The sequence below is a fragment of the Lachnotalea sp. AF33-28 genome, assembly GCF_003477885.1.
Classification (GTDB): domain Bacteria; phylum Bacillota; class Clostridia; order Lachnospirales; family Lachnospiraceae; genus AF33-28.
Map to the genome: position 1 here is coordinate 299,187 of NZ_QUEE01000003.1, position 23,625 is coordinate 322,811.

The 23,625-nt window shown below is 54.0% G+C and carries 25 protein-coding genes; 8 read left to right on the plus strand and 17 right to left on the minus strand.

Annotated elements, in window-relative coordinates; translation table 11 throughout:
• Window positions 1-67: 67 nt before the first annotated feature.
• From DWZ56_RS05950 to DWZ56_RS06010, 13 genes are all read right to left on the minus strand, one after another.
• On the minus strand, window positions 68-604 hold the full coding sequence (locus DWZ56_RS05950; RefSeq protein WP_118555471.1) for a DUF3592 domain-containing protein: 537 nt from the start codon (window positions 602-604) through the stop codon (window positions 68-70).
• 38 nt (window positions 605-642) lie between these two features.
• Complete coding sequence (locus DWZ56_RS05955; RefSeq protein ID WP_118555472.1) at window positions 643-837, minus strand: hypothetical protein; 195 nt, start codon at window positions 835-837, stop codon at window positions 643-645.
• 14 nt (window positions 838-851) lie between these two features.
• Window positions 852-1,730 (minus strand): DUF3137 domain-containing protein, encoded by an 879-nt coding sequence (locus DWZ56_RS05960; protein WP_118555473.1) that lies wholly within the window; start codon window positions 1,728-1,730, stop codon window positions 852-854.
• Between the two features lie 10 nt (window positions 1,731-1,740).
• Window positions 1,741-2,685 carry a hypothetical protein gene (locus tag DWZ56_RS05965; RefSeq protein WP_118555474.1) on the minus strand — a complete coding sequence of 315 codons (945 nt, stop codon included), beginning with the start codon at window positions 2,683-2,685 and terminating at the stop codon, window positions 1,741-1,743.
• 12 nt (window positions 2,686-2,697) lie between these two features.
• Window positions 2,698-4,035, minus strand: coding sequence for a hypothetical protein (locus DWZ56_RS05970; RefSeq protein ID WP_118555475.1), 1,338 nt, complete (start codon window positions 4,033-4,035; stop codon window positions 2,698-2,700).
• Between the two features lie 18 nt (window positions 4,036-4,053).
• The gene (locus DWZ56_RS05975) at window positions 4,054-4,881 is read right to left on the minus strand and encodes a hypothetical protein (protein ID WP_118555476.1); all 828 of its coding nucleotides are present in this window, start codon (window positions 4,879-4,881) and stop codon (window positions 4,054-4,056) included.
• A gap of 13 nt (window positions 4,882-4,894) precedes the next feature.
• Window positions 4,895-5,830 carry a hypothetical protein gene (locus DWZ56_RS05980; RefSeq protein ID WP_147369390.1) on the minus strand — a complete coding sequence of 312 codons (936 nt, stop codon included), beginning with the start codon at window positions 5,828-5,830 and terminating at the stop codon, window positions 4,895-4,897.
• Between the two features lie 28 nt (window positions 5,831-5,858).
• Window positions 5,859-6,779 carry a hypothetical protein gene (locus DWZ56_RS05985; protein WP_118555478.1) on the minus strand — a complete coding sequence of 307 codons (921 nt, stop codon included), beginning with the start codon at window positions 6,777-6,779 and terminating at the stop codon, window positions 5,859-5,861.
• A gap of 22 nt (window positions 6,780-6,801) precedes the next feature.
• The gene (locus DWZ56_RS05990) at window positions 6,802-7,557 is read right to left on the minus strand and encodes a hypothetical protein (RefSeq protein ID WP_147369391.1); all 756 of its coding nucleotides are present in this window, start codon (window positions 7,555-7,557) and stop codon (window positions 6,802-6,804) included.
• A gap of 28 nt (window positions 7,558-7,585) precedes the next feature.
• Window positions 7,586-7,825, minus strand: a complete 240-nt coding sequence (locus DWZ56_RS05995) for a DUF2442 domain-containing protein (RefSeq protein ID WP_158584466.1) — start codon at window positions 7,823-7,825, stop codon at window positions 7,586-7,588.
• 84 nt (window positions 7,826-7,909) lie between these two features.
• Window positions 7,910-10,435 (minus strand): LuxR C-terminal-related transcriptional regulator, encoded by a 2,526-nt coding sequence (locus DWZ56_RS06000; protein WP_243095094.1) that lies wholly within the window; start codon window positions 10,433-10,435, stop codon window positions 7,910-7,912.
• Window positions 10,410-11,648: a hypothetical protein gene (locus DWZ56_RS06005; protein ID WP_118555482.1), complete on the minus strand. Its 1,239-nt coding sequence runs from the start codon at window positions 11,646-11,648 to the stop codon at window positions 10,410-10,412. Before DWZ56_RS06005 ends, DWZ56_RS06000 begins: the two co-directional genes overlap by 26 nt.
• Window positions 11,649-11,678: 30 nt before the next feature.
• On the minus strand, window positions 11,679-12,806 hold the full coding sequence (locus tag DWZ56_RS06010) for a DUF6076 domain-containing protein (RefSeq protein WP_118555483.1): 1,128 nt from the start codon (window positions 12,804-12,806) through the stop codon (window positions 11,679-11,681).
• Window positions 12,807-12,990: 184 nt separating this feature from the next.
• Here DWZ56_RS06010 and DWZ56_RS06015 point away from each other — a divergent pair, with 184 nt between their 5' ends.
• From DWZ56_RS06015 to DWZ56_RS23050, 8 genes are all read left to right on the plus strand, one after another.
• On the plus strand, window positions 12,991-13,617 hold the full coding sequence (locus DWZ56_RS06015; protein WP_118555484.1) for a CHC2 zinc finger domain-containing protein: 627 nt from the start codon (window positions 12,991-12,993) through the stop codon (window positions 13,615-13,617).
• Window positions 13,589-14,890: a DNA primase family protein gene (locus DWZ56_RS06020; protein ID WP_118555485.1), complete on the plus strand. Its 1,302-nt coding sequence runs from the start codon at window positions 13,589-13,591 to the stop codon at window positions 14,888-14,890. Before DWZ56_RS06015 ends, DWZ56_RS06020 begins: the two co-directional genes overlap by 29 nt.
• A gap of 516 nt (window positions 14,891-15,406) precedes the next feature.
• Window positions 15,407-15,622, plus strand: coding sequence for a DUF6471 domain-containing protein (locus DWZ56_RS06030; protein WP_112090998.1), 216 nt, complete (start codon window positions 15,407-15,409; stop codon window positions 15,620-15,622).
• Window positions 15,623-15,635: 13 nt separating this feature from the next.
• Complete coding sequence (locus DWZ56_RS06035; protein ID WP_118555486.1) at window positions 15,636-15,866, plus strand: DUF3847 domain-containing protein; 231 nt, start codon at window positions 15,636-15,638, stop codon at window positions 15,864-15,866.
• 314 nt (window positions 15,867-16,180) lie between these two features.
• On the plus strand, window positions 16,181-17,884 hold the full coding sequence (gene mobQ, locus DWZ56_RS06040) for a MobQ family relaxase (RefSeq protein ID WP_118555487.1): 1,704 nt from the start codon (window positions 16,181-16,183) through the stop codon (window positions 17,882-17,884).
• Window positions 17,881-18,201 (plus strand): hypothetical protein, encoded by a 321-nt coding sequence (locus tag DWZ56_RS06045; protein WP_243095096.1) that lies wholly within the window; start codon window positions 17,881-17,883, stop codon window positions 18,199-18,201. Before mobQ ends, DWZ56_RS06045 begins: the two co-directional genes overlap by 4 nt.
• Window positions 18,202-18,281: 80 nt before the next feature.
• On the plus strand, window positions 18,282-19,067 hold the full coding sequence (locus tag DWZ56_RS23045; protein WP_243095098.1) for a recombinase family protein: 786 nt from the start codon (window positions 18,282-18,284) through the stop codon (window positions 19,065-19,067).
• The gene (locus tag DWZ56_RS23050) at window positions 19,001-19,924 is read left to right on the plus strand and encodes a DUF4368 domain-containing protein (protein WP_243095113.1); all 924 of its coding nucleotides are present in this window, start codon (window positions 19,001-19,003) and stop codon (window positions 19,922-19,924) included. The genes DWZ56_RS23045 and DWZ56_RS23050 overlap by 67 nt, the downstream gene beginning before the upstream one ends.
• Window positions 19,925-19,982: 58 nt before the next feature.
• Here the strand turns inward: DWZ56_RS23050 and DWZ56_RS22610 are convergent, their stop codons facing one another.
• The 4 genes from DWZ56_RS22610 to tgt all read right to left on the minus strand — a co-directional run bounded on the left by DWZ56_RS22610 (window position 19,983) and on the right by tgt (window position 23,417).
• Window positions 19,983-20,252: a hypothetical protein gene (locus tag DWZ56_RS22610; protein WP_147369392.1), complete on the minus strand. Its 270-nt coding sequence runs from the start codon at window positions 20,250-20,252 to the stop codon at window positions 19,983-19,985.
• 145 nt (window positions 20,253-20,397) lie between these two features.
• Window positions 20,398-20,700: a GNAT family N-acetyltransferase gene (locus DWZ56_RS06055; RefSeq protein WP_118555488.1), complete on the minus strand. Its 303-nt coding sequence runs from the start codon at window positions 20,698-20,700 to the stop codon at window positions 20,398-20,400.
• Between the two features lie 1,152 nt (window positions 20,701-21,852).
• Entirely contained in the window at window positions 21,853-22,176 is a 324-nt protein-coding gene (gene yajC, locus DWZ56_RS06060) for a preprotein translocase subunit YajC (protein ID WP_118555489.1), read from the minus strand.
• A 104-nt stretch (window positions 22,177-22,280) separates the two neighbouring features.
• Window positions 22,281-23,417 carry a tRNA guanosine(34) transglycosylase Tgt gene (gene tgt, locus DWZ56_RS06065; protein WP_118555593.1) on the minus strand — a complete coding sequence of 379 codons (1,137 nt, stop codon included), beginning with the start codon at window positions 23,415-23,417 and terminating at the stop codon, window positions 22,281-22,283.
• Between the last annotated feature and the right edge of the window lie 208 nt (window positions 23,418-23,625).

The window sequence follows — 23,625 nt, forward strand, 5'->3', positions numbered from 1 at the left end:
CGCTCTACCGCGCAGACGGTTGTTCCGGAACTGTATCCCTGATCGCAGTGGTTATACATGCCTGGCATCAGGAAAAGGCGACCTGACCGGTAAATGTCATGATCCCGAAAAACAGCAGAAACGCAGTCCACAAAAAGCAGTAAGCTCCGCCGAAAACAGGCTTTCGGGGTCTGTTTTCAGTAATGCATTCAGGCTTAGCCGGGTCATAGTATCCGACCACCTGCCGCCCCAGATCCCGCTTGCCGGACAGCGATTGACGGCTCGAGTACCGATAGGTCGTGCCATTCACTGTGTACTCATAGGTCGGCAGATAGTACGTCTCCCGGCGCAGCCGATCACTGCCGTCCTCCTGGTGCTCCCACCTTTCAACGACCGAATCCTCGATCCATACCACCTTCATCATCGTGGTGCCTGTGTACCGCCGCACATCATCCTCGTATTCCTTCCGTGCGCCTTTCCGGCGGCGAATCCCGAGCCAGGCTGCCAGCACACCCCCGAGAAGAAAGCCGGTTCCTGCTGTGATATTCCGCGTATATTCTACGGGCCATACCACAAGCGCTATCGCAAGAATGAAACCGATCACGATAACTTTGATACTCTTCATATGTTCTCCTTCCTGCCGCTATGGGCGGGGATCTCTTTTTACGATACCGGCGGCTGGTTCTGTACCGCATCCACAAACAGAAGGGTCAGTCCGATATAAGCGGCGCAGGCTGCTGCCAGCAGGACGCAGAGGATGACGCAGACTGATTGAAGCGGTTTCCGCAAGTAACGGCGGGAGAGAAAAATCCCCGACAGCGACAGTACCAGCAGCGCCGCAGCGAGCCAAAGAGGCATACTGTCCACCTCCTTTACACGTCGCGAAATGCGTCGATCATATCCGTGAACCATTTCAGTTCGCGGGCAAAGCGCTTCCGCAGCTGCGTCGGATTCTCATGGCCTTTGCCGATATCAAAGAAGCCGTGTCCGCTGTGAACCGCGATATACAGCCTGCCATCCGAGTTGAGATTCACGGCGAATTTACCGATGGAGGAATCCGCCAGCGCCAGAATCCGCTCCATCCGGCCGGGGGACAGGATGCGCAGAGCCGCCGCTTCATCGTCGCTGCTCAGATTGAAGCGCTTGTCAAAGCCCTCATTCCCTGTTTGGATGGTTTTGGAGCTGAACAGCTTATCCAGTCTGTCCCGCGGCCAGATGGTCAGCCATGTGGGAAATTCCCGGTTCAGCTGGCACAGCATCCACTGGCCGGTGTAGACCTCCTGCTCGTTCTTTTCCCACAGGCCGGTCTCCTCCCGCTGAAACTCGCTGACTTCCGTCAGCCGGACGGTACACAGCTCCGTGGTCAGGCCGCGATAAGTTCCGCGGATATACCCGCTGCCGCTGCAATGGGTGTGGCTGGGCAGGGGAATATTGGTGTCGTTTGCGTCCAAAAGGGGAGGAACGGGGTTCATCTGTACGTTTTCAAAGGCAGTGCCCACGATGTCCGGAGCAATGGAGTCGAAGGTCTGCCGGCCTGCCTGCTCCTTGGACTTGCCCTGCACCATTTGCCCCAGGCCGAGAACCACGCCGCCGATGACAACCAGCACAAGGTTGCCGCCCAGGATCATACCCGCCACAGCGATCACCCCGCCCAGCAGCGAAAGAATCTTGCCGCCCAGCTTGCCGCCCTTGCTTTTGCGCAGCTCCTGCGCCAACTGTTCATCTGTCATGTTCGTTTTCTGTTCTGCCATATTCTTCTCCTTATTCCATCCCGCCGGTCAGGGCGGGGCTTTCCGTTATCAGATCCAGCAGATTGCCCATACCGGTCAGCGAGGCGGTGAACCACTTGCGGATGCCGTCGATGTCCCGCAGATCCAGCCACTCCGGAACGCCCGCAAACACATACCGGGTGTTCAGAGCCAGCGTCAGATCGCCGTCACGGAGAATAAGACCGCACAGCTTGGAAGTTCTGGAAGATGCCTCCAGCTTCTGTACCAGGTCACGCAGCTGCGGTGTGACCTGATCGTCCGCCTCCCGGCCATCCGCCGTGTGAGCGGCAAAGTGCTTCCGGAAGGCGGCAGGGTCGGTGATGTCGTCCTTCTTCCGCTCCTGGAACATATCGTTCAGGGCAATGTCCAGCGTCGGGTCACAGATGTCCTTGCAGCGGACCACGATGCCGCGGAACAGCGTCTCGGTTCGGGTCATCCAGTTGTCGTTGTCGGGGCCGGACTTTTCTTCCACCGTGCGGCGCAGCTCCACGTTGGCGGCGGAGAACCGCAGCCCCTTGTGCTCGCCCTCGTGGAAGTCCGTCACGGTACACTCTGTAAAGTCGACCGCCGACAGCTTCGCCGCCTTCAGGTACGCCCAGTCGATGGGCAGGGTGGCAGGCTCCGGCTCCGGACCGAAGGCTTTTGTCAGCTCCGTGCGGAAGAAGCTGCCCAGCTGCTGCTGCATCAGGGCTTTTTTCTTCGTTTGGGCGGGCTTTGCCACCAACAGGAACAGTGCCACGCCGGGGAACGCCAAAGCGCAGACCAAAATGGGGTCATGCTGTATAAACATTGAAATACACCCGGCGATCACCAGTAAAACGCCCAGCGATATGCTGATGCTCTCCGTTCTCTGATAGCCTCCCAGTTTCTTTGACAGCTCGGCGTCCGTCATCCGCTCAACGCCCACCGCGTCAAAATCATTGCGTTTCTTTCGCATAGCTGTCCCTCCTTAGTAGCAAAGGCTGAAATACAGGCTGCGGTAGGGGTCCACCGTGTCGATGTCCATGAGGGAGGCTTCGGGGGAAATGCTGTCCAGCTGCATACGTTTGGCACTGTCTTTATAGTTGTCCGGCTGCGCCTCGGCGGCAAAGACCAGCCCGTCATAGTCCTCCGGAAGATAGACGGCGTAGCTCTTGGTCAGGACCTGCGCCCAGTCCCCCACGTTGTACTGCCAGTTGGTGGAGTAGGCGAATTCAATGAGATAGCTGTTCCCCTGCCAGCTGACGGTGTGGAGATAGTAGTTGTCGCCCCGCTGGCTGTTGCCGTAGGCCGTTGCGGTGGTGAGCCACATGCCGGTGTAGAAGTCGTACAGCTCGCTGTCAGTATTGGTGATGTACTGTTGGTCGAAGTAGGGAATGGAGCCCTCGGGGATGTAGCAGATGGCGTCGAAGTGCAGCTCACGGATGCCGTCATGGGTGTAGTCTCCGTTTTTTGTGATCTCCCAATAGCAGTCGCCGGTGTTATAGCCGTCACCAAGGCCGGAGTAGCTGCACACCCCGTCCTCCAGCAGGAAGGTCCCTCTCTCCACGGCGGCGTTGATCTCAAGGCCGTTTCTTGTAAAGTAGGGTTCGCTGGACTGGATGCCCTCCACAGGAAGGAGCGTGCCGCCGTTCACGCTGTCGATAAGGTCGCCGCTGACGGTGCGGTCCAGCTGCAGGGTGTCGCCGCTGCCGTCAAAGTGGAGCGTCACGCCGTTTTCGTCCACCCACAGCGTACCGTATTCGATGACATCGTCCTGGTCGTTCACAAATTCCCATGTGGCATCCTCGCGGATGCGCAGCCATAGGTTTTCCCCCTGATACTCCCAAAGTCCCACATAGGGGGCAATCAGCTCCTCCGGCCCGGCCACCCCGGGCACATGGAAGCTGGAGTAATCCGGCTGATAGACATAGCGCTCCTGGGGGTCCCACAGCCAGAGCATGGTGGTATTGCTCATGTCCTCATGGCCGATCTCCACCAGTACGTCGCTCTCCTCGTCCCCGTTCTGATCGTCGAAGGAGATTTGGAAGGCGCTGCTGCTGATGTCCTCGATAGTCTCGGGAAAAGCCACGCTGTCAAACAGCACCTGCTCCTCCTGATCCCGGTAGAAGGCGGCGCTGTTGGGGTCTGCGGTCACCAGCACGTCTACGCTCTCGCTGTCGTGGGTGATAGTGCCGCTGCCGACTACCACGCCGGTGGTGCGCCAGTCCTCTCCCGCGACATCGTCAGAATTGCCGCAGGCGGCAAGGCTCAGGCAGAGCGCCATGGCCAGCACAGGGATAAAAATATGTTTCCATCGATTCTTCATGGTTCTCCTTCCTTTCCATCACTCCATCATGTAGTAAACGCCCTCATCGCCCCAGACCAGAGAGTCCTCGTCAACCTCAAAGACCCGGTAAGAAACGCCGTCATACATGGTGGAGTCCGCATAATAGGTGCTCACCTCGTCCATGGAGTAGGTGAAAACTCCGCAGTCCATTTCCGCAGGCTCAGCGCCGGGAGCGCGCTGGTAATAGCTCCAGTTTCCATTACCGTCGATGATGATATAGGTCTCAGCCGAGAGGTTGCCGTCATAGTACCAAATGCCCTCAAATTCCGAGACATTCCGCTGGCAGAGGTCGGAATCCCAGCTCCAATAGGAGTCCGGGTCTCCGTCCAAACGGCCGTTCCAGTCGGGCACCTCGTCCCCCGAGGGATCGGGCTCGTCGTCCTCGGTGAGACGGCCGGCGTCCTCATACCAGAGGTACTCCATCCCTTCGCCGGGGTTGAAGTAGCCGTAAGCGGCGCTGTAGAGCTGGCCGTCCTCCATGACGATGAGGCTGCCGGAATCGTCTAAGTTGCTGTAGGCATAGATGGCCTCCCACTCCGGCTCATAGCGGAGGTAGCCGTCATCCACCACTTCACCGCTGAGGTAGAGGGTCCAGTTGCCCTCGGCATCGAACTCCATGGAGTCGTAGTCGTTGTTCGCTTCGCCCAGCCAGATACCTTCGAAGCCGCTGAAGTCGTTGACGGTGTCCTCGCTGAGACCGCCTCCCAGGCCCTCGTTGGGGTCGTCCTGCGGGGCGATTTGTCCCTCCGTATTGCCGCAGGCTGTGCACAGCAGGAAAAGTAGCAATACCAGTCCTGCCAGAAGATATGGCTTTTTTCTCTTCATGTGACATTCCTCCTCATTCTTCATCGCTCAAATACAACTGCGAAAAAATATTTTGATAGGTCTCACCCATATCCGCCGCAGCATCGGGGGGCGCGCAGAAGCCGTAAAGATAGGTACAAATGTCGGTGTCCATGACAAATACGGTCCATTCCCGGGTGTCTTCGTTCTCGCCGGCGGTATAGGTTACGATGTAAACCGGATAGCTTAAATTTTTGCTGTATTCCTCATTTTCTTCGGCGGACAACAGCTCATAGGTATCCGCATCACTTAAAGACAGAGCACAGGCTGTCAGATAATCGTCCAGCTCCTGCACATCCGGAACAAAGCAGCTTTGCTCCGCCGTATTGACCACAAGGAGTTGCCCGTCCTCGGTGATATCCTCATAGCGGTAGGTGCCGTCGTCATGGTTCTCAGAAAGCAGGTTCTGCATATTGGTAAAGGGCAGTGCGCCACCCATCAAAACCGGGATGCCGTCCTGCGGGATTACATCGCCCCGGCCGTCGCCGTCCGCAGCGTAGAGCTCCGCGATCTTCTGGTCGTAGGTCTCCCGGTCGTAAGCGGTGTCCAGGAAGAGGGCAATGCTGAGATCCGGCGGCGAGAAAATGAGGAAGTCGCCGTTTTCAAAAAAGGTAGGGGAACTGGGATCGTAGTCCGGGTTGACGGGCTGGCCGCCCTCCCCGTAGAACTGAAAGTGGAAGCCTGCGCTCAGCTGTTCTTCCGTGTACTCGCCTAGGTCGATCCCAGCGCTTTCGCCTTCCTCCAGCGTGGTCTCCAGGCGGTTTTCGCCCCAGCCCTCCTCCGGGTTAAGGCTGATGCGGATATCCGCGATGGGGTAGGTGCTGCGGTTCACCACGGTGATCTGCATGGGATACTGCTTCGCACCGCAGGCGGCAAGGCTCAGACAGAGCAGCGCCAGGGCGAACATCAAAAGGGGTCTTCGTTGCCTCATTTCATTTTTCTCCTTCTTCCGCGGGGCTTCAGATGTCCCAGTTGTCCATCCAGTTTGCACCCCAGTCAACAGCGGGATCGTACGGTTCTTCCGGAATCCAGCCCGCAGGATAGACGAGGCCGTCTTCATCGTGGTAGGCGAGGCCATCGTCGCCGATGGTGTAATCGTTGCCCAACAGGTAGCGGTTCACGCCGTCGTAGTACCAGACATAGAAGGTAGAGTATTCGTCTTCATAAAACTCCGCATTTTCCATGTCTGTGTAGGCGTAGAAGTCGGCATCGCGGTAGAAGACGCCGTCAAAATGCTGATCGTCCCCGTAGCGGCCGAAGCGATCGGCGGAGAGGGTAAAGCTGTTGCCGTCGTCGCTGGGGCAGAGATAGGCGCGCGTCCCGTTATCATAGAGGTAGAGGCCCATGCCCTCACCCTCGTCGTTCATGGTGCCGCTCATGGAATAGTCCGGCGAGCAGGCGATGTACTGCATGAGCGACGAGTCGATGACGATGGTCTCGCCCAACGCGTTTTGCCACATGCCGTCCCAGTTGCTTTTATCCCATTCGATGATCTCTGCCTCATCGTCGCGGAGAAAGGTGTGGCGGTGGATGGCGAATCCGCTGCCCTCGCCGTTCTGATTCGGCAGCAGCACGCCGTCGTCGCGCAGGAGAAAATTGTAGAGAAAGCCGTTGAAGTAGATCATCGGTCGGCCGCTCGCTTCGGACAATTCGAATTCTCCGCGCCCGCCGAGTCCCCAGCGGGTGCGGTAGGCGTAAAAGCCCTCCGTACTGTTAAAGTATAACTTCGCAGTGCCGTCGATGCTCCACATTCCGTCGAGAAATTCCATATCCATGACGGTTTCATAGCCGCTTTGCGTATCGTCAGATTCGGTGTCGCCGCAGGCGGTCAAGCCCAGGCACAATGCCAGCGTCAGGAATAGGACAAGTTGCTTTTTCATCCCTCTCTCCTTCCCGCAGCCGCTATGCCATTTTTTGATAAAACTCGAACTCGCTGCCCCAGCGCACCGTGTCATGGTCGAGGAGGGTGAATTCATAGACCACCTGGTCATATAGGTCGGAAACAGCGAGATACATCTCTTCGGCGTCCTCTGGTGCCAACTCGATAGTGCCGCTGTCCACCGTAGTGGGATCGCCGTCGCCGCCGGGACGCTCCAGCAGCTCCCAGCCGCCGTTTTCGTCAAACACAAGGATGCTGCGCGCATCCGCCTCGGCGTCCAGATACCAGATGCCCGCCATCATCTCAAAATCGATGTCGCCGGTGTTCTCGCCCGGCGCATCGCCGGTCACCTTCGTAAATGTGCCAAGCTCGGCCACATACAGCGCGCCGACCTCGTCGAACCAGCTGCGGTAGGCCACGCCGTCGTGCTCGTTGTAGAAATAGTCGTAGTCATAGTCCGGCACGAACTGGATGAAGCCGCTGGCAGTCAGCTCTTCGCCGGCGTCGTACAGCGCAAAGCGCACCTCGTCGCCCTCATCGTTGTTGGCGACGATCAGCGTGCCGCCGTCCTCGCCCGTCCATGCGCCGCCGTAGATATACAGGTTCGCCATCTGTTCGCTGTCCTTGACCAGCCCCTCAAAGGAATCCGGAACGCCGTATAAATTGTAGTCGCTGCCGTCATCGCCGTAGTCTTCGTTGCTCTCGCCGCAGGCGGCAAGACTCAAGCACAGCACCAGAGCCAATGCAAGAGACAGATATTTATTTACGTGTTTCATCATTTTCTTCTCCTTTTTCAGATCAACTGCGTTAATGTTCCTGTTCCGCCATAGACAATATCTCATCATGGCTCAGCTCCACATCGCCGAAGCGGACAAAGATGCCGTTGGTCACAGCGCTGTTCCACACCCGCGCATCTGCAAGCGGGCGAAAACGGATCTTATCCAGATACGGCTTCATGTCCAGCAGGAGCCGGCTTCCGGACACAAAATCGATCTGCAAAACATGGTCGGGCAGCGGTGTGACGGCTGTGAGATACCTTCGGTTCAAGTGCATGCCTCCTTTCCGCGAAAATAAAAATCCACCGTACAAACATTGTACGGTGGATGCGATGGGATAACCATTAACCAAAGGTTAGGTCTTTTCCCTGAGCAGCCCGGCAAGCTGCTTCCGCTTGGTCCGGGTATCGCCCTCAATATGAAGTTTGGAATAGATCTGATTCACATATTGTTTGACGCTCCCCTCGGAGAGATGGAGCTTTTCCGCGATCTCACGGTTGGATAGCCGCTGTGCTATCAGAGTTACGATTTCAAATTCCCGCTGCGTCAGCGCGGCGAACGCCGGAGGTCGGGCGCTTTCCTCTTTTCGCCCCTTTGCCGCTTCCCCCAGCTCGATGATCCGCGTGATAAGGCCGTTCCGGATTTCCCGCGCTAGCATTTGTTCCAAATAGCCATAGTTTTCCACGAACGGCATCACAAAGCCGTCCGGCGCGGCATCGGAAAGCGCCTTCGCAAGCAGTGCGTGCGCTTCCTCGGTTTTTCCCAGCATCTCATACGCCGCAGCAGTCTGAATGCGGATATGCAGCGCAACCAGCGCGTAGTGCATCCCATCGCATACGGCAAGCAGCTCTGTACTGCGCCCAACTACCTTGGCATAAGCGCCCTGGGCAAGATACACCTGATTTTCAATCATTTCCATCATGGGCTTGCCCGGCACAAGCATATTGACGGCGGAGAGCCGGTGCTGCGAAAAAATCTCCGGGATCTTGTCCGTTTCGCCCCGCAGCGCATGGTAGTAAGCACTGGTGGCGCTCCAGAAGTTGATCCACGATGCATCGTGATGGCGCAGCAGGGCCGCGTATCGCTCCGCAAAGGAATACCGCTGCTCCACATCGGTATGCAGCGAGAGCCGCCGCAGCAGAAAATTGCAGCAGAGTTCCATGTTGATCTGCCCGTTGTCCTTGACCTGCGCGTAGGCACGCTCCAGCTCGATGTGCGCATCGGTGAAACGGCCCTGACAGAACAGTGCCTCTGCCCGCATGATGGTCTCCGCACCCTGCCCGTGGTTGTTGGTGACCTTATAGTAATGGGGCATACACTCGTCCATTTCGGCAAGTTCCTTTTGAAGCTCTCCCGGCGCGCGGTAGAACATCATCAGAACGGACGGCGAGCCGAAGGTCCAGCCGCCGCTATTCTGGATGCTGATGGCGGGGCGGGACATCTGCGCGCTGGCGCTGCGGTGCAGGCGGCTCATGGCGCTGATGTCATTGTAGCAGAGAAAACTCAGAATGAGGTCGCATTCGCCCAGCAGGTTGCCGCGTTCTTCTTCGGAAAGCTCCGGGTGCTCCTCAATAGCTGACAGCAGCAGTGCCTTCAGCTCCAGCATTTTCGGGATCTGACGCCATGTGAACATCCGGCGCATCAGCACCAGAATGGCGAAGGGATAGGCTTTGAGCGTTTCGGCGGGGCATTTGTCCAGCGCCTCCAGCACATCCTCAGGCTTCAGCGACGCAAGCAAAATGCCCGCATCGCTGCGGATGACACGCAGCAGCGCGTCGTAATTTTCGCTCTTGCGGTAGGCTGCAATGGCATGGAGATACTGCCGGTGCTGCTCATACCAGAGGCCGAAGCGCTCCCAATAGATCCGCCGTGTTTCAGCTTCCATTGCCAAGAAGCACCGCTCAGCGCACTCCTTCATCATGTGGTGGAAGCGATAGGTCGCGCCATCCGGCAGTCGCGTGACAAAAGCATTCTGCTCGGTCAGCATAGAGAGAATTTTCCCAGCCTCTGCGTCGCCTGTGATCCGCTGCGCCATTTCGATGGTGAATTCATCAGCAAGTCCCATGACCGCCAAAAACTCCCGCTGCTTTTTCGCCAACGGATCGATCATGGCGGCGGTAAAAGTGGCGTAGATGTCGGAATTGCGGTTGGGCAGGGCGCCGCGCTCGGAGAGCGTTCGCAGATTCAGGTACACGGCGGAGAACCAGCCCTCGCTGGAATAGAGGAGACTTTCAACCTGCGCTTCGGAAAGCTCCGTGCCGCAGCGGTGGGCATAGATGGCAAGCTCCGTATGGTTCAGGCGCAGCTGCTCCGTGCCGATCTGATAGACCCTTGCCCCCAGCCGCACCGTCTCCGCAGCGGGCAGAAAGCGGTCGCGGCTTGCAACGATCAAATGCACATTGATGGGCAGGCGGTTTGCCAGCATACAGAGGAACATCGAGGCGCGTCTGTCCGTCAGCAGATGAAAATCGTCAATGAAAATGTAGCAGGATGTTTCTCCCACCAACGCATGGCAGAGGTCATCCACCAGCAGTCCACCGCCCGCTGCATCCGTGGGGCAAGGATATTCCCGCAGGAGAGGAAATCCCGCGCGGGCAAACGCCTCCTGTACGCTTTTCCAGAAGATGGCGAGGTTGCCAGAGTATACGCTGATGCGGATGATGTGCAGTGTCTCTGCTTTAGCGCGCTCCTCCAGATACCAGTTTACCGCCGTGGTCTTTCCGTAGCCCATGGGCGCGACCACCGTGGTCATGGCGCAGCGGGAGATGGGCCGCAGGCTCTCCTGAAGTCGCTCAGATATGTAAATGGTATTCAAATTCCATTTCGGTTTTGGCATAATGCGTACCTCCGACGATTTATTTTCCCAAAGTCTCCGACTCAAACGGCACGACCACGGATTTCAGCAGCCTCTCTTCCGGTAAGCCCTGAACAAACCGTATCGCCGTTTTTGCAAAAACGTTTGACTTCATCGTGTCCCAATCCGCCAGCTTTACGATCTCAGCCGTGCCTTTTTCAAAATCGAACCGAATTTCGCCCCATTCGCCGTCGTTGTCCACCTGATACAGGTAGACAGCGGCGGCTATTTTTTTGTTCTTTTTTCGGCACTCGGTCTGCTTCAGCGTCACGGTATGGATATACCCGCTTTCCAGCAGCTTCAGGCGCAGCTTGTCAAGCGTTCGCCGGTAGAATCGCTCCGCGCCACTGGCGGTTGTACCCTCGAAATCCACAGCCAAGTCCTCAAAGGTAGACTGCGTGGACAAAGGACTGACGCGCCCGCAGGTCATGCAGATGGCGTTCCGCTTTTCCAGATACCATTGCTCTTTGTAGGATAGCTGTTCAAATGCCGCCGCAACCGTCTTTGCCTGAATCCCTTTCCAGAGGATGTCGGCATAGTTCCAGCTATCGTCGCGCGTCACATCCTCGTCGGTTTCTTCGCCGTCCTCATCCTGCTCCGTGCGGTAGAGGGAAACAATGCTGCGGTTGCGCCGGGCAATGGTCAGCAGCTCATCCGCGGATACGCTTTCATCCTTGTACCCGCTTTGGGCGGCAAACTCGGAAACGACCTCTGTGCATTTCTTGCCTGAACCGTTGTAGATAGCGCCGATCTGACGTACACGTCGGTACTCCGCAAGGCTGGCAAAGGAACCGGCTTCTCCCATCATACGGCAGAACAGCAGCCCGTCCTGAATATAATGCTTCGCATATTTCAAAAACTCCGTTTCCTGCTCCGGGTCGAACTTTGGCAGACAGTATAGCAGCATTTGCAAAACTTCCAGCTTGTAGTCCAGAAACCGCGCCGGGTCATAGCGGTCATATCCGTTGCGGGTAAGAAAACGGTAGATCACGCCATTCAGCCGCTTTTCAAAGTGGTGCAGGAAGAAGGAAAAGTAGGATAAATCTCTTTTCCGGACAGCTTCGCGTATGTAGTCGTTCAGCTCCATTTGCGGCGGTTCCGGGTCAAGCTGAAAGACGTTCTGGACTTCGCGCATGGTCAGATCGTCGGCGTTATAGAACGGCACTTTTGCCGCATAGCCGTTCAAGTCCCATATCCAGTCCGAAAGCTGCGACATCTGCTTGTCACGATTATCATTCATATCTGCACCTCCCTCCGCTGTGAATTGCGCTTACTGTTTCCAATTCATCTTTGCTTCTGCCAACAGAGCCGCCTGCTCCATTTCGGCGGCGTAGCTGCCCTGTGCATAGTTGTTGTCTTGCAGCGCCTTTTCCAGCTTACTTTTTGCAAGTGCTTTCATCACGGCGGCAGTCTGCTCGTCCAGCGTGCCGCGCCCAAGATACTGCGTGATCGTGTTGAACCGCTTTGTATAGATTTTCTTGATAGGGTGGTCAGGGGCAAGCTCCCGCTGCTCCCGTCCGCGAAGATTCCCAACCTGACGGCATGTGCGCCCGCGCTTGTCGTTCGGCGCGTAGCCGCTGCAATATTTCGTGTGCCGCGCGTCAGTAGTCAGAAACCATTTCCCGCAGACGGCGCATTTTCTCGGTGCGTGTCCGACGCATAACCCCTCAAAAAGATCGGCGCGGAACATCCCGACAAAGGATACAAAGTGCATCCGCTTGACGAGCTGTGCTTCCGCATTGCCGGGACGGATCGCGGGAACATACTGCACCGTCGCATTGGTCAGCGCCATCCACGAGGGATTGCTTTCCTCCAAGGTGGCGTTCTCCCTGAAAAACTGCCCGAATGCGGCAGCATACCCGGTGGGCGTTCGTATTTCGGTGTTTTCTTGCAGAAACTCCGCAAATGCAGTCAAGGTCATTTTGTACTGCCGCAGGGAATAGCTCAGATGCCCCAGCACAGGAATGACGCGGATCAGGAGCGCCGCCAAGGGATGCGCCCCTGTGATATTACTGACTGCCTGCTGTTCCATCGGGAGCTGTAAATACTCGTTCAGCTCGGCAAATGCTTTCTCAGAAAATGCCTGCATGAGATAATCCTCAAACTGCTTTCTGTCCAAATGGGAAAACGGCTGGACATCGTGCAGCTCGTGAATGATAGCCCGTCCCGCCTCCTGCGCTTTCGGGAGAAGCTGCATATCTACATTCTTTAAGCCAATGCCGGTCAGCAGTTGATTCAGGATCTTGCACGGCGCGTCCAATCGCGTGATCGTTTCGTCGGGAATGTTCAATACCGCGCAGCCGATCGTTCCGGTCGGCATGACGCTGCCCGCGTAGGTCACGGTATCCTGCCAGAAATCCAAAGATAAAACCTTGTGGCTGATAAGCTCCTGTGCCATACTGCGTCCTCCTGTCACGTTTTTCTATTTTCATTATACCACGAGAATATGAACGTGGAAAGACCTGTCATGTTTTTTGAAATGAACTTGTCATGCCATCCGCCTGTTATTTACGAATCCGAACATAAAACAGACAGAGAGGGAAGAAAACCTTCTCTTGAATCTATTTTACGGAGGATACAGCATGAACCTTTTTCAAAACGTCAAGTATGGCGTGAGCTGTCGGGAAGCTGCGGAACGGTACGGGGTATCTGTCAACCGGCAGGGCAAAGCCCTCTGCCCCTTTCACAACGACCGGAATCCCAGCCTGTATGTGGCAGACGACCACTTTTATTGTTTTGCCTGCGGCGCACATGGGGATGTGATCGACTTTGCCGCAAACTTTTTTGATCTGCCGCTTTACGAAGCCGCCCAGCGGCTTGCGGCAGACTTCGGCATTGACACGGACAGACCGCCGACAAAGAAAATTCTTGAAAAGCGCAGACAGAAAACAGAGGCACAGCAGCTCATGGAAAACGAGCGGCTGTGCTTTTCTGTTCTGTCCGATTACGCCCGTGTGCTGCGGGACTGGAAGGTGCGGTATGCGCCGCAATCTCCCGATGAGCCTGTTCACGCACGATTTGTGGAAGCCTGCCGCAAACTCGATGAAACGGAATACTATCTGGATATTCTGTGTGCTGGCGATTCTTTTGAACGTGCCGAAGTGGTTCAGCACCAAATGGCAGACGGAAAACTGGACAGGTTGCGACGGAGATTAGAGAAAATTCACAAGGAGGACGAAAATGACAACGACACCGCAGGCGTGGCCTGACTGGTACGACGGCAGGCACATCAATGAAGTGCTGTTCTGCCAGCGGTTTTTGGAGAAGCATCCCATGAAATGTGTGCGCGGGCGGCTGTTCACCGTGGATGGTCTCATTGAGGACGAAGGGCAGATCGGCAATCTCATTCTGGAGGAAATCTCCGGTGTGCTGACCTCCGGGCTGTCTAAAATCGTGACAAATCTCCTTGCCAGCATCAAGCTGCAAGCGTATTCACCGCCGCTGCCCATTGAGACGGACCGCATCCATGTTGCCAACGGAACGTATTTCATGGACGGCAGCTTCACCAGCGACAAGAGCTATTGCAACAACCGCTTGAGCGTCGCTTATAATCCAAACGCACCCACCCCGAAAAAGTGGCTGCAATTCTTGCCGGAGCTGCTGCAAGCGGAGGACATTCCCACCTTGCAGGAATTTCTCGGCTATTGCCTGCTGCCAACCACAAAGGGACAGAAAATGCTCATGCTCATCGGCAAGGGCGGCGAGGGCAAGAGCCGCATCGGACTTGTCATGCGCTCGCTGCTGGGCGACAGCATGAATACCACCAGCATCCAGAAGGTCGAGAGCAACCGGTTCAGCCGTGCGGATTTGGAGAACAAGCTCCTGATAGTGGACGATGATATGGATATGAGCGCCCTGCCCAAGACGAATTATATCAAATCCATCGTAACTTCGGAGTGCAAGATGGACATGGAACGCAAGGGGATTCAGAGCTATCAAAGTCAGCTTTATGTGCGCTTCCTCTGCTTCGGAAACGGTGCGCTGACCGCCCTGCACGACAAATCCGACGGTTTCTTTCGCCGCCAGATCGTGCTGACCACCAAAGACCGCCCCGCAGGCAGAGCGGACGATCCGTTTCTGGTGGACAAGCTGCTGCGGGAAAAGGAGGGTATCTTCCTCTGGTGTTTGGAGGGGCTGCACCGGCTGATCGGGAACAACTATCAGTTCAGCATTTCGGGCAAAGCCAGAGAGAACATGGAGACGGTCAAGCGCAGCAGCAACAATGTGATCGAGTTTCTGCAATCCGAGGGCTATATCCGCTTTCGGGCAGACAGCGAGGCCAGCTCCAAGGCAATCTATGAAGCCTACACAAGATGGTGCGACGATAACGCGCGGAAGCCCATGTCTGCCAACCGTGTCAGCTCTGAGCTTGCACAAAACGAGCTGCTTTACAACGTGGAAGCCACCAACAATGTCCACGTCGGCGGCAAGCGGGTACGGGGTTTTGTGGGCATTGAGGTAGTCAATCCGCCGCCGTACTAAAAATGAGAACCGGACTTCAAAATTGCCGTACACGCCGTACACTCTGTACGGCTGTTTTTGATTCCATTCTTAAAAACCGCTTTTGCTTGTGCTTGCCGTAGATTATTTCACGGTAGAGTGTAAAATCTGCCGCCAAATCGGCGGCTGGTACGCAAAACCCGCGTACAGAAGCGTACACAAGTCGGCTTTGCCGTACCGAGCCGTACACCGGCGGCTCAATTTAGCGGCTTCAAAATCAATGCTTGTGCAATTCGTGAAGATTTTCGCCGCAAACCGGACACGATGCACCATCCAGTGATTTATCGAAACGTGAAGCCACTGCATCGGACTGCGGCGTTTCTTTCCACTCCGTATGCTCTCACACAGAACGATGAAACCGGTAAGGTGCTGTTATGAACAGGGCATCACGGGCAGAAATCTGAGTGGATTTGCGGCACGGCAGATTATTCACCGCAAAGCGCACACAGTTCACTTACTCAAAAACCAATATCACGAAAACATGGAGGTAAAAAATTGATGAAATCCAATCTGAGAAATGAGATCAAGTCGTACATCGTTCGTCAGGGAATGACCATGCAGGAGGTCGTTGATCTGCTGCGGGATGAACACGGCTGGTCTGACAGCGTTTCTAACCTTTCAAACAAGCTCCAGCGGGAATCCCTGCGCTATGTCGAAGCCGTCCAGCTTGCCGACGCGCTGGGTTATGAAATCGTCTGGCAAAGACGGAAGTGAGGGGGGTGTTCACATGACAGATACGGAAAAGAAGCTGTTGCAGGCGCAGCACCGATTGGAGGAAGCGCAGGCGCGGGATAGGGTCAAGGAGCGCAAAGCGAGAACGCGCAGACTCATTCAGGAGGGTGCCATTCTGGAAAAGGTGCTGCCGGAAGTGCGGGCGATAGCTTTATCTGAGATGGAAGGATACTTAGCCGAGAGACTGGTGGACAGTAACGAAACTACGGACAGAACCGGAGGCTAAGTTCCTAAGGGCGCACTTACTCACCACCTGTAAAACAGGCGGTGGTATGCCTTACGGCATCGTGCGCTCTCCGAGGGGGATTGCGGCTTCTGCGGAAGCCTCCAGACAATGCCACAGCACCTGCGAGTGCTGCTGTCATCGTCTGCGCGATTGAACAAATTCTGCCGTACTCTGCGCCGCTATTTATCCAACCGCCTGCGCAAACCTGCCACCGGCAGCTTTGACGCAGATAGAGTGTCGATTATGCCGACACTCTTTTCTTTTTGCAAAAAAGAAACAAAAACAAGCCTGTGCGCAGGCAGAAAGGAGAACGTTTGGCGATTTATCATCTGGAAGCGAAGGTAGTCAGCCGGGGCACGGGGCGCTCCGCTGTGGCTGCTTCCGCGTATCTGAGCTGCTCCCGTCTGTATAACGATTACGACGGGATACAGCACGACTACACGAAAAAGCAGGGGCTTGTCTGGCAAGAAGTGTTCCTGCCAGAATACGCCCCGCAGGAATGGCAGGATCGTGAAAAACTATGGAACGCCGTGGAGGAAGTAGAGACAGCCAAGGACAGCCGCCTTGCGCGTGAGTTTGTGGTTGCGCTTCCTGTGGAGCTATCCCGCGGGGAGCAAATCGAGCTGTTGCAGGAGTTCATACAAGAACAGTTTGTGGCAGACGGGATGTGCGCCGACGCTGCCATTCACGACACCGACGGTCACAACCCCCACGCCCACATTCTGCTGACGGTGCGTCCACTGGATGAACAGGGCAAGTGGCAGTACAAGACTGAGAAAGAATATCTCTGCATGAAAAACGGCGAGGAACGCGGTTTTACTGCCGCCGAGTTCCGGACGGCACAGAACGAAGGCTGGGAGAAACAATATCCCTACAAGGTCGGTAAGAAGAAAGTGTATATGACGCCGTCTGCTGCCGAGACGCAGGGGCTTGTCCGGGCTGACAAGCATCCCAAAAGCACCCGCTATGGCAGGCAGAACCCTATCTCCGAGCACTGGAACAGCGAAGAACAGCTTACGGCATGGCGGGCAGCATGGGCAGATGTGTCCAACCGCTGTCTGGAACGCGCCGGGCGGGAGGAACGCATTGACCACCGCAGCAACGCTGCACGGGGTATTGATGAGATTCCCACCATCCATGAAGGGGTGGCAGCGCAGGCGTTGGAGCGCAAAGGAATCGTCTCTGACCGCTGCGAACTCAACCGGCAGATACGAGAGCAGAATAAACTTATCCGCACAATCCGCGACGAGATTACAAAGCTGAAAAACACGATTATGGCATCCGTACCAGCCCTTGCCAAGGCTCTGGAAACAGCCCGCAAGGGCATTTTGCTGCTGCGGTATTCGTGGCTCTACCACACCGGCGCGGCAAAAAAGCTGGACGCACGGATTCAGGAAATCCAGCCGTCTTATGAACGGTTTCTTGAAGTACGCCGATTCCTGCGGGAGAAAGCCAAGCAGAAAAAGACGCTGACCGCTGAGCTGAAAGCACTCAGCCCAACGAGCTTTCTGCGCCGTGGGGAAATCAAACGGGAGCTGGCTGCTGTCACCGAGGACATGGAAGAACTGAAATCCGAGCTGTCCATGCTGCTTTCTAGGTTTGACAAAACAGACCCGGAGGGCATGAAGGAGGTTAAGCAACGTCTTGACGCTATGACCGCCAACAAAGCGGGGCTTGAAACCATTGCGGCAAAAGCCGCAGACAGCATGGATGCCGAAGTGGAAAAATTCTGCGCATTGCAGGAACAGGCGAAAGCCGTTGACGCAGCCGAACTGTACGCCGCCCGCATGGAACTGCGCGGCGAAATGATCGAAGCCGTGCGTGAAAAGGTCAAGGACACCTTCGGTGAGAACTATGACTACGACCGCTTCCATCAGGCTGACCGGGATGTATCCGAACTGCTGGGTGAGCCGCACCCGGATGAACAGCGGTCTGTGCTTCACAATCTGCACCATGTGCAGGAGCAGCCTGCCCCTGAGAAGCAAAACTACAGCCGCAAAAACGAACAGGAATTATGAGAAAGGAATTGCCTATGGAAAAAGTCATCAATATTGAAAAGATCAACCGCGCCGTTATGACCGGCACGCCCGAAGAAGTGATCGAGCTTTGCAGGTTCATCCACATTGAAAGCTGTTTTGATTATGCCTGTGAGCCGCCCGCTGATTTTCTGGAACAGTGCGAAAAATACTGGTCTGGGCGCAGCAGCTTCTGTGGGACAGTCGAGCGCAAGATCGGCAACACATGGTACACCGTCGAAACCCTTTGTGACGGAAATGAGCCGCTTACCCAAAAGGTAAAACGGCTCATTTTTTCTGACCGGGAGGTGGCTTGTTAATGACAGCGACACAAAACTATGGTACTATAAATATAAGCACACCGATTCTGTCGGCTGACCCGAACGTGAAGGAGGACGTTATGACGGATCAGCAAAAAATTACGATACTCTACTGCCGCCTCAGCAATGAGGATAAATTGGAGGGCGAGTCGAATTCGATACAGAATCAACGCGAGCTTTTAACCAAATACGCACAGGATCATGGCTACACAAACCTGAAAATTCTGGTGGACGACGGTTATACCGGCACGAACTTTCAGCGCCCCGGCGTACAGGAGGGCTTTGAACTGGTAAAGCAGGGATTGGTAGGCTGCTGGCTTTGCAAAGACCTGTCCCGCTTTGGCCGTGACTATCTGACCGTAGGCCAGTACACCGACATCATCTTTCCCAGCTACGATGTGCGGTTCATTGCCGTCAATGACGGCGTGGACAGCCAGCGCGGGGACGGAGAGGGCTTTGCCGCGATCCGTAACCTGTTCAACGAGTGGTATCCGCGCGATACCTCCAAGAAAGTCCGTATCAGCCTGCATCAGCGCGGCACCAGCGGCAAGCATCTCGGCAAGCCGCCCTACGGCTACCGCTGCGACCCGAACGACAAGGATAAGTGGATTCTGGACGAGGAAGCCGCGCCGGTTGTCAAGCGCATCTTTGACCTCTGCATCGACGGCAAAGGCCCGGAGCAGATTTCCCGGATTCTTGAACGGGATCAGGTTCTCACGACCAAAGCGCTGTATGCCAGCCGCAAGGGAAAGCCGTTCCAGAATCCCGACGATGGAAGGATCAATCCATCGTCGGGATTCTGGAACGGCAGGAATACACCGGCTGCACCTGTAATTTCAAGACCTACTCCAAGTCCTACAAGCTGAAAAAGCGGATTCCCAATGATCCGAAGGATATGTTCATCGTACCGGATACACAGGAGGCAATCGTTTCTCAGGCACAATGGGACAGAGTACAGGAGCTGCGCAAAAACAAGCGCCGCCTTGCAAAAGCGGAACGGCAGGGGCTGTTCTCCGGGCTGCTGTATTGTGCAGATTGCGGTGGCAAGCTCCACTTTGCCACCTGCAAGAGCTTTGAGGGCAAGCAGGATCACTACGTCTGTTCCAAATACAAGAGTGGGCGCGGTGATTATTCAGCACATTATATCCGCGAGGATGTACTGCGGGAATTGGTGCTGGAACGGATTCAGGCGGTCAACGAGTACATTCGCGGCGACGTGGATGGCTTTCAGGAGGAATGGCTGCATTACCGTCGCGCCGATCAGGAACGGGACATTCGGGAAGATCAGAAGCGCGTGGAGCAGGCAAGAAAACGCCTTGCTAATCTTGATGTGGTCATGTCCCGGCTCTATGAGGACTACGCTCTCGGTGAGATCAGCAAAGAGAAGTACAAGAAAATGACTGCTGATTATGAGACAGAACAGGAACGGTTAAAGCTCGAAATTGAAACAACAGAGGAATGGGTCGAGCAGCGTCAAACAATGGGCAACGATCTGGACGCTTTCATTGCGCTGACGAAAAAGTATGTGGATGTCACAGAGCTGACGCAGACGATTGTCAACGAGTACATTAAGAAGATCATCATCCACGCACCGGACAAGTCTGGCGGCAAGCGCAGACAGCAGGTGGAGATCATCTTCAACTTCGTAGACGAGGTGGAAATCCCCGTACTGGCAGAACCCATGATTGCAGAATCTACCCTTGGACGCAGAAAAACGGCGTGACCTTCACGGTCACACCGTTCTCTGCCCGAACCACAAGACTTATAGTTCCTTACGACTGTTAAGCCTTGATTTTACGGGGCTTTTCCGATTTGTCTTTATTATACTGTATGGGCATAGCAACAAATCTATCCGGATTTTGTCTATTTAAATATCCCGGATGCGCTAAGACGGGAACTCCATTAGCTTGTTTCACCAATTTACAAAAGTCATACATGCCACATTCTCCTAAATCTGACAAGCAATTAGGCATTAAATATTTCCCCAAAATAGTTAAATTAGCTTCTTCATATGTTTTGGCAGCACCTTTTGCCACCGCATAGTTTATCATCTGGGATACCCTCGTGCATAACCACCTGTCAAAAACAATTAGGTTTTGAGAATACTTTCTAACGAGTTATTTTTCGGAAGAGGGCACCTTCTTCCTATGCTTACTGCGATTATCCCTACCTCGTGAATGCTATGCTCATTGTATACTAACGGAACTTTTCCATTCTATAATGTCCCTCTTCGTCAAGTATTTTCTCTCCATTTTTATAATGGTAGCCCATTTTTACATAAAATTCACATGCCGTTTTAGATGATGGTATTCCTATGCGATTTGCTCTTAAAAAAAGCTCATCTTGTTCTAAGGTTTTTATAATTAAAGTACCTATACCTTTTCCATGATACTCTGGCAAAACAAAAATTGTAAGCAAAATACTTTCTGTTTCACTGCCCCAAAAACTACTAATTGAGCTAGTTCCAACAATTCTATTATCATTTGTTACAACATACATATGAGCATGTAATTTTATTTGAAAGGATTTCTACTTTTATCTAAAGATTTCTCGTCAACCCTCTATATAGCTTGTTAAGGTCCACTATATAATCCGGGCGGGATCTTGGGCGGAGATTAATAAATCCAAAATGCAAAATTTTCAAAAGAACAAGTTAAAAAGTCCCACACCTGCTCCATCTATCAGGCTTTCCACTCTCTATTCGTTTACATGGAGCAGGTTTAGAAAAACACGAAAATTTGCTATTTTTTATATATTCCAATATTACGCTCCTGACCCTTTGAAAAATATACGTCATTTGTGCTGTCGTCAGCCATACTGTATCACGATCAAACATCACATCTACTTTGGTGCCCTGTCCCCTGTCGTATATCCGATTAGTACTGAAGGATATTCCATTTTTTCTGCCTATATCTGAAAATACTGTATTATTACCAAGTGTTTCATTCATTACTACTGGTAAAGATACCAAAAGAAAAGGCGTAAAGTATTCTCCCCACGCCTTTTCCTATTTAACAGATTCTTTTCAAAATTATTCCACTCAGCTACCACTTCGATCAGCGCCGTCGCGGGGACGACGACTTGCGCAGCATGACCTGGAGTTCTACGGAACCGATATTTCAATCCACGCCGTCGCAAGGACGGCGACCAACGGCCTACTGGCTGGAACGCCTGCCGGAGGAGATTTCAATCCACGCCGTCGCAGGGACGGCGACCCCGTCGCGGCCGGTTGCCCATCAACTATTTGCATTTCAATCCACGCCGTCGCAGGGACGGCGACTTCTAAATACTACAGATCTGGAATTAATTAACGATTTCAATCCACGCCGTCGCAGGGACGGCGACCGCAAATATAACCATATTTCATAGAACCATCTTACCACAATTTCAATCATATTGCACAATTATTTCTGCATTTTCCCATATTTCGTCCATTTCGCATCACCGAAAAGCACTTATTTCCGTCTTTTTCAGGTGCGAACCTCCCAGGAAATTCATGTTCACTTCAGGTTCGCACCGAAACAGGCGGATGTATGCGGGACTGTAAATTTTCTGCGCATATCAAAAAACAGCCCCTTATCCAGCAGATGAACATTGATTACATCCTTCTCTTCCCGCCGGCAGGGAGCTGTCTTCATTTTGTCATTTTAATTACTCGGCGTTTGCCTTCTCCACATCCGTAATTGCGGATTTCTGCATGGGGATACGGCAGTTTTTATTATTGCCGAATTCTACGATCACGGTGTCCTCTGTGATATCGATCACCACTCCGTAAAAACCGCTGGTAGTCAGCACGCTGTCTCCGATTTCCAGACTGTTCACCAATGACTGCTGTTTCTTCTGCTGCTTCTTCTGGGGGCGGATGGCGATGAAGTACATAAGTGCGATGATCGCTACAATGTAGATCACCCAGAAACCGATTCCCATACCGCCTGAAGCTGCACCTTCAGTGCCTGTCAATGCAATAAAATTCATTTTAAAATCCTCCTAAAATCATTGTTATATACAAACCATATCTGCTGTTTTCGCATCAGGTTTTTCATCCCGCGGTTTGCTTATTTACCGCCGGTATGTTTCCGTTATTTCTGTCCGCCCATCGCAAATCCTGCCAGCTTCTGCTGCTTGAATTCACCGTAACAGCCTGCATCAATGGCACCTCTGATCTCTTCCATCAGGTGATTGTAGAAATACAGGTTATGCAGCACACACAGACGCATTCCCAGCATCTCCTTCGCCTTTAGCAGGTGGCGGATATAAGCCCTGCTGTATCTGCGGCAGGTCGGGCACTGGCACCCTTCCTCAATGGGGCGGTCATCCAGCTCATACTTGGCATTAAACAGATTCAGCTTACCGTAATTGGTGTAGACATGGCCGTGACGGCCGTTTCTGGTGGGATACACGCAGTCAAAGAAATCCACGCCGCGGTCCACGGCTTCCAATATATTGGCAGGAGTTCCTACTCCCATCAGATAAGTGGGCTTGTCCTCCGGCAGGAACGGAACCGTGACATCCAGTATGTGATACATCTCTTCATGGGATTCCCCTACAGCCAGACCGCCCACCGCATATCCGTCCAGCTTAAGCTGCGAGATCTCCTTCGCATGCCAAATACGGATGTCTTCAAACGTGCCACCCTGATTGATGCCGAACAGCATCTGCTGCCTGTTAATGGTATCGGGCAGACTGTTCAGCCTGTCCATCTCCGCCTTGCAGCGGAGCAGCCACCGGGTGGTCCGTTCTACAGAATTCTGCATATATTCTCTGGTGCAGGGATGGGGAGCACATTCATCAAATGCCATGGCGATGGTGGATGCGAGATTCGACTGTATCTGCATGCTCTCCTCCGGCCCCATGAATATCTTATGTCCGTCGATATGGGATTGGAAGGTAACGCCTTCCTCTTTAATCTTCCTTAAGCCTGCCAGGGAAAACACCTGAAAGCCTCCGGAATCCGTCAATATGGGCCTGTCCCAGGACATGAATTTATGAAGGCCGCCCAGCTGCCTCACGATGTGATCGCCGGGGCGCACATGGAGATGATACGTATTGGACAGTTCCACCTGTGTGCCGATCTCTTCCAGATCCGCTGTGGAGACAGCGCCCTTAATGGCGGCCACCGTGCCCACATTCATGAACACAGGCGTCTGTATCACACCATGAACCGTATGAAATTCGGCGCGTTTCGCGCGGCCGTCTTTTTTGAGCAATTTATACATTCGTTCGACCAACCTTAAGAATTTATCCGAAAATAACCATTTAACCAGTATTACCAGTATATCGGAAGTATAGCGCAATTTCAAGGGATTTATAAAATTTTCACACTTATAATTTACGCAGACTGCCTTTCTTTCCGCTACGCTTTCCTTTATAATGAAAGCAGTGTTGATTGAATCAGCAAAAACAGAAAGCACACGGATGTGTACG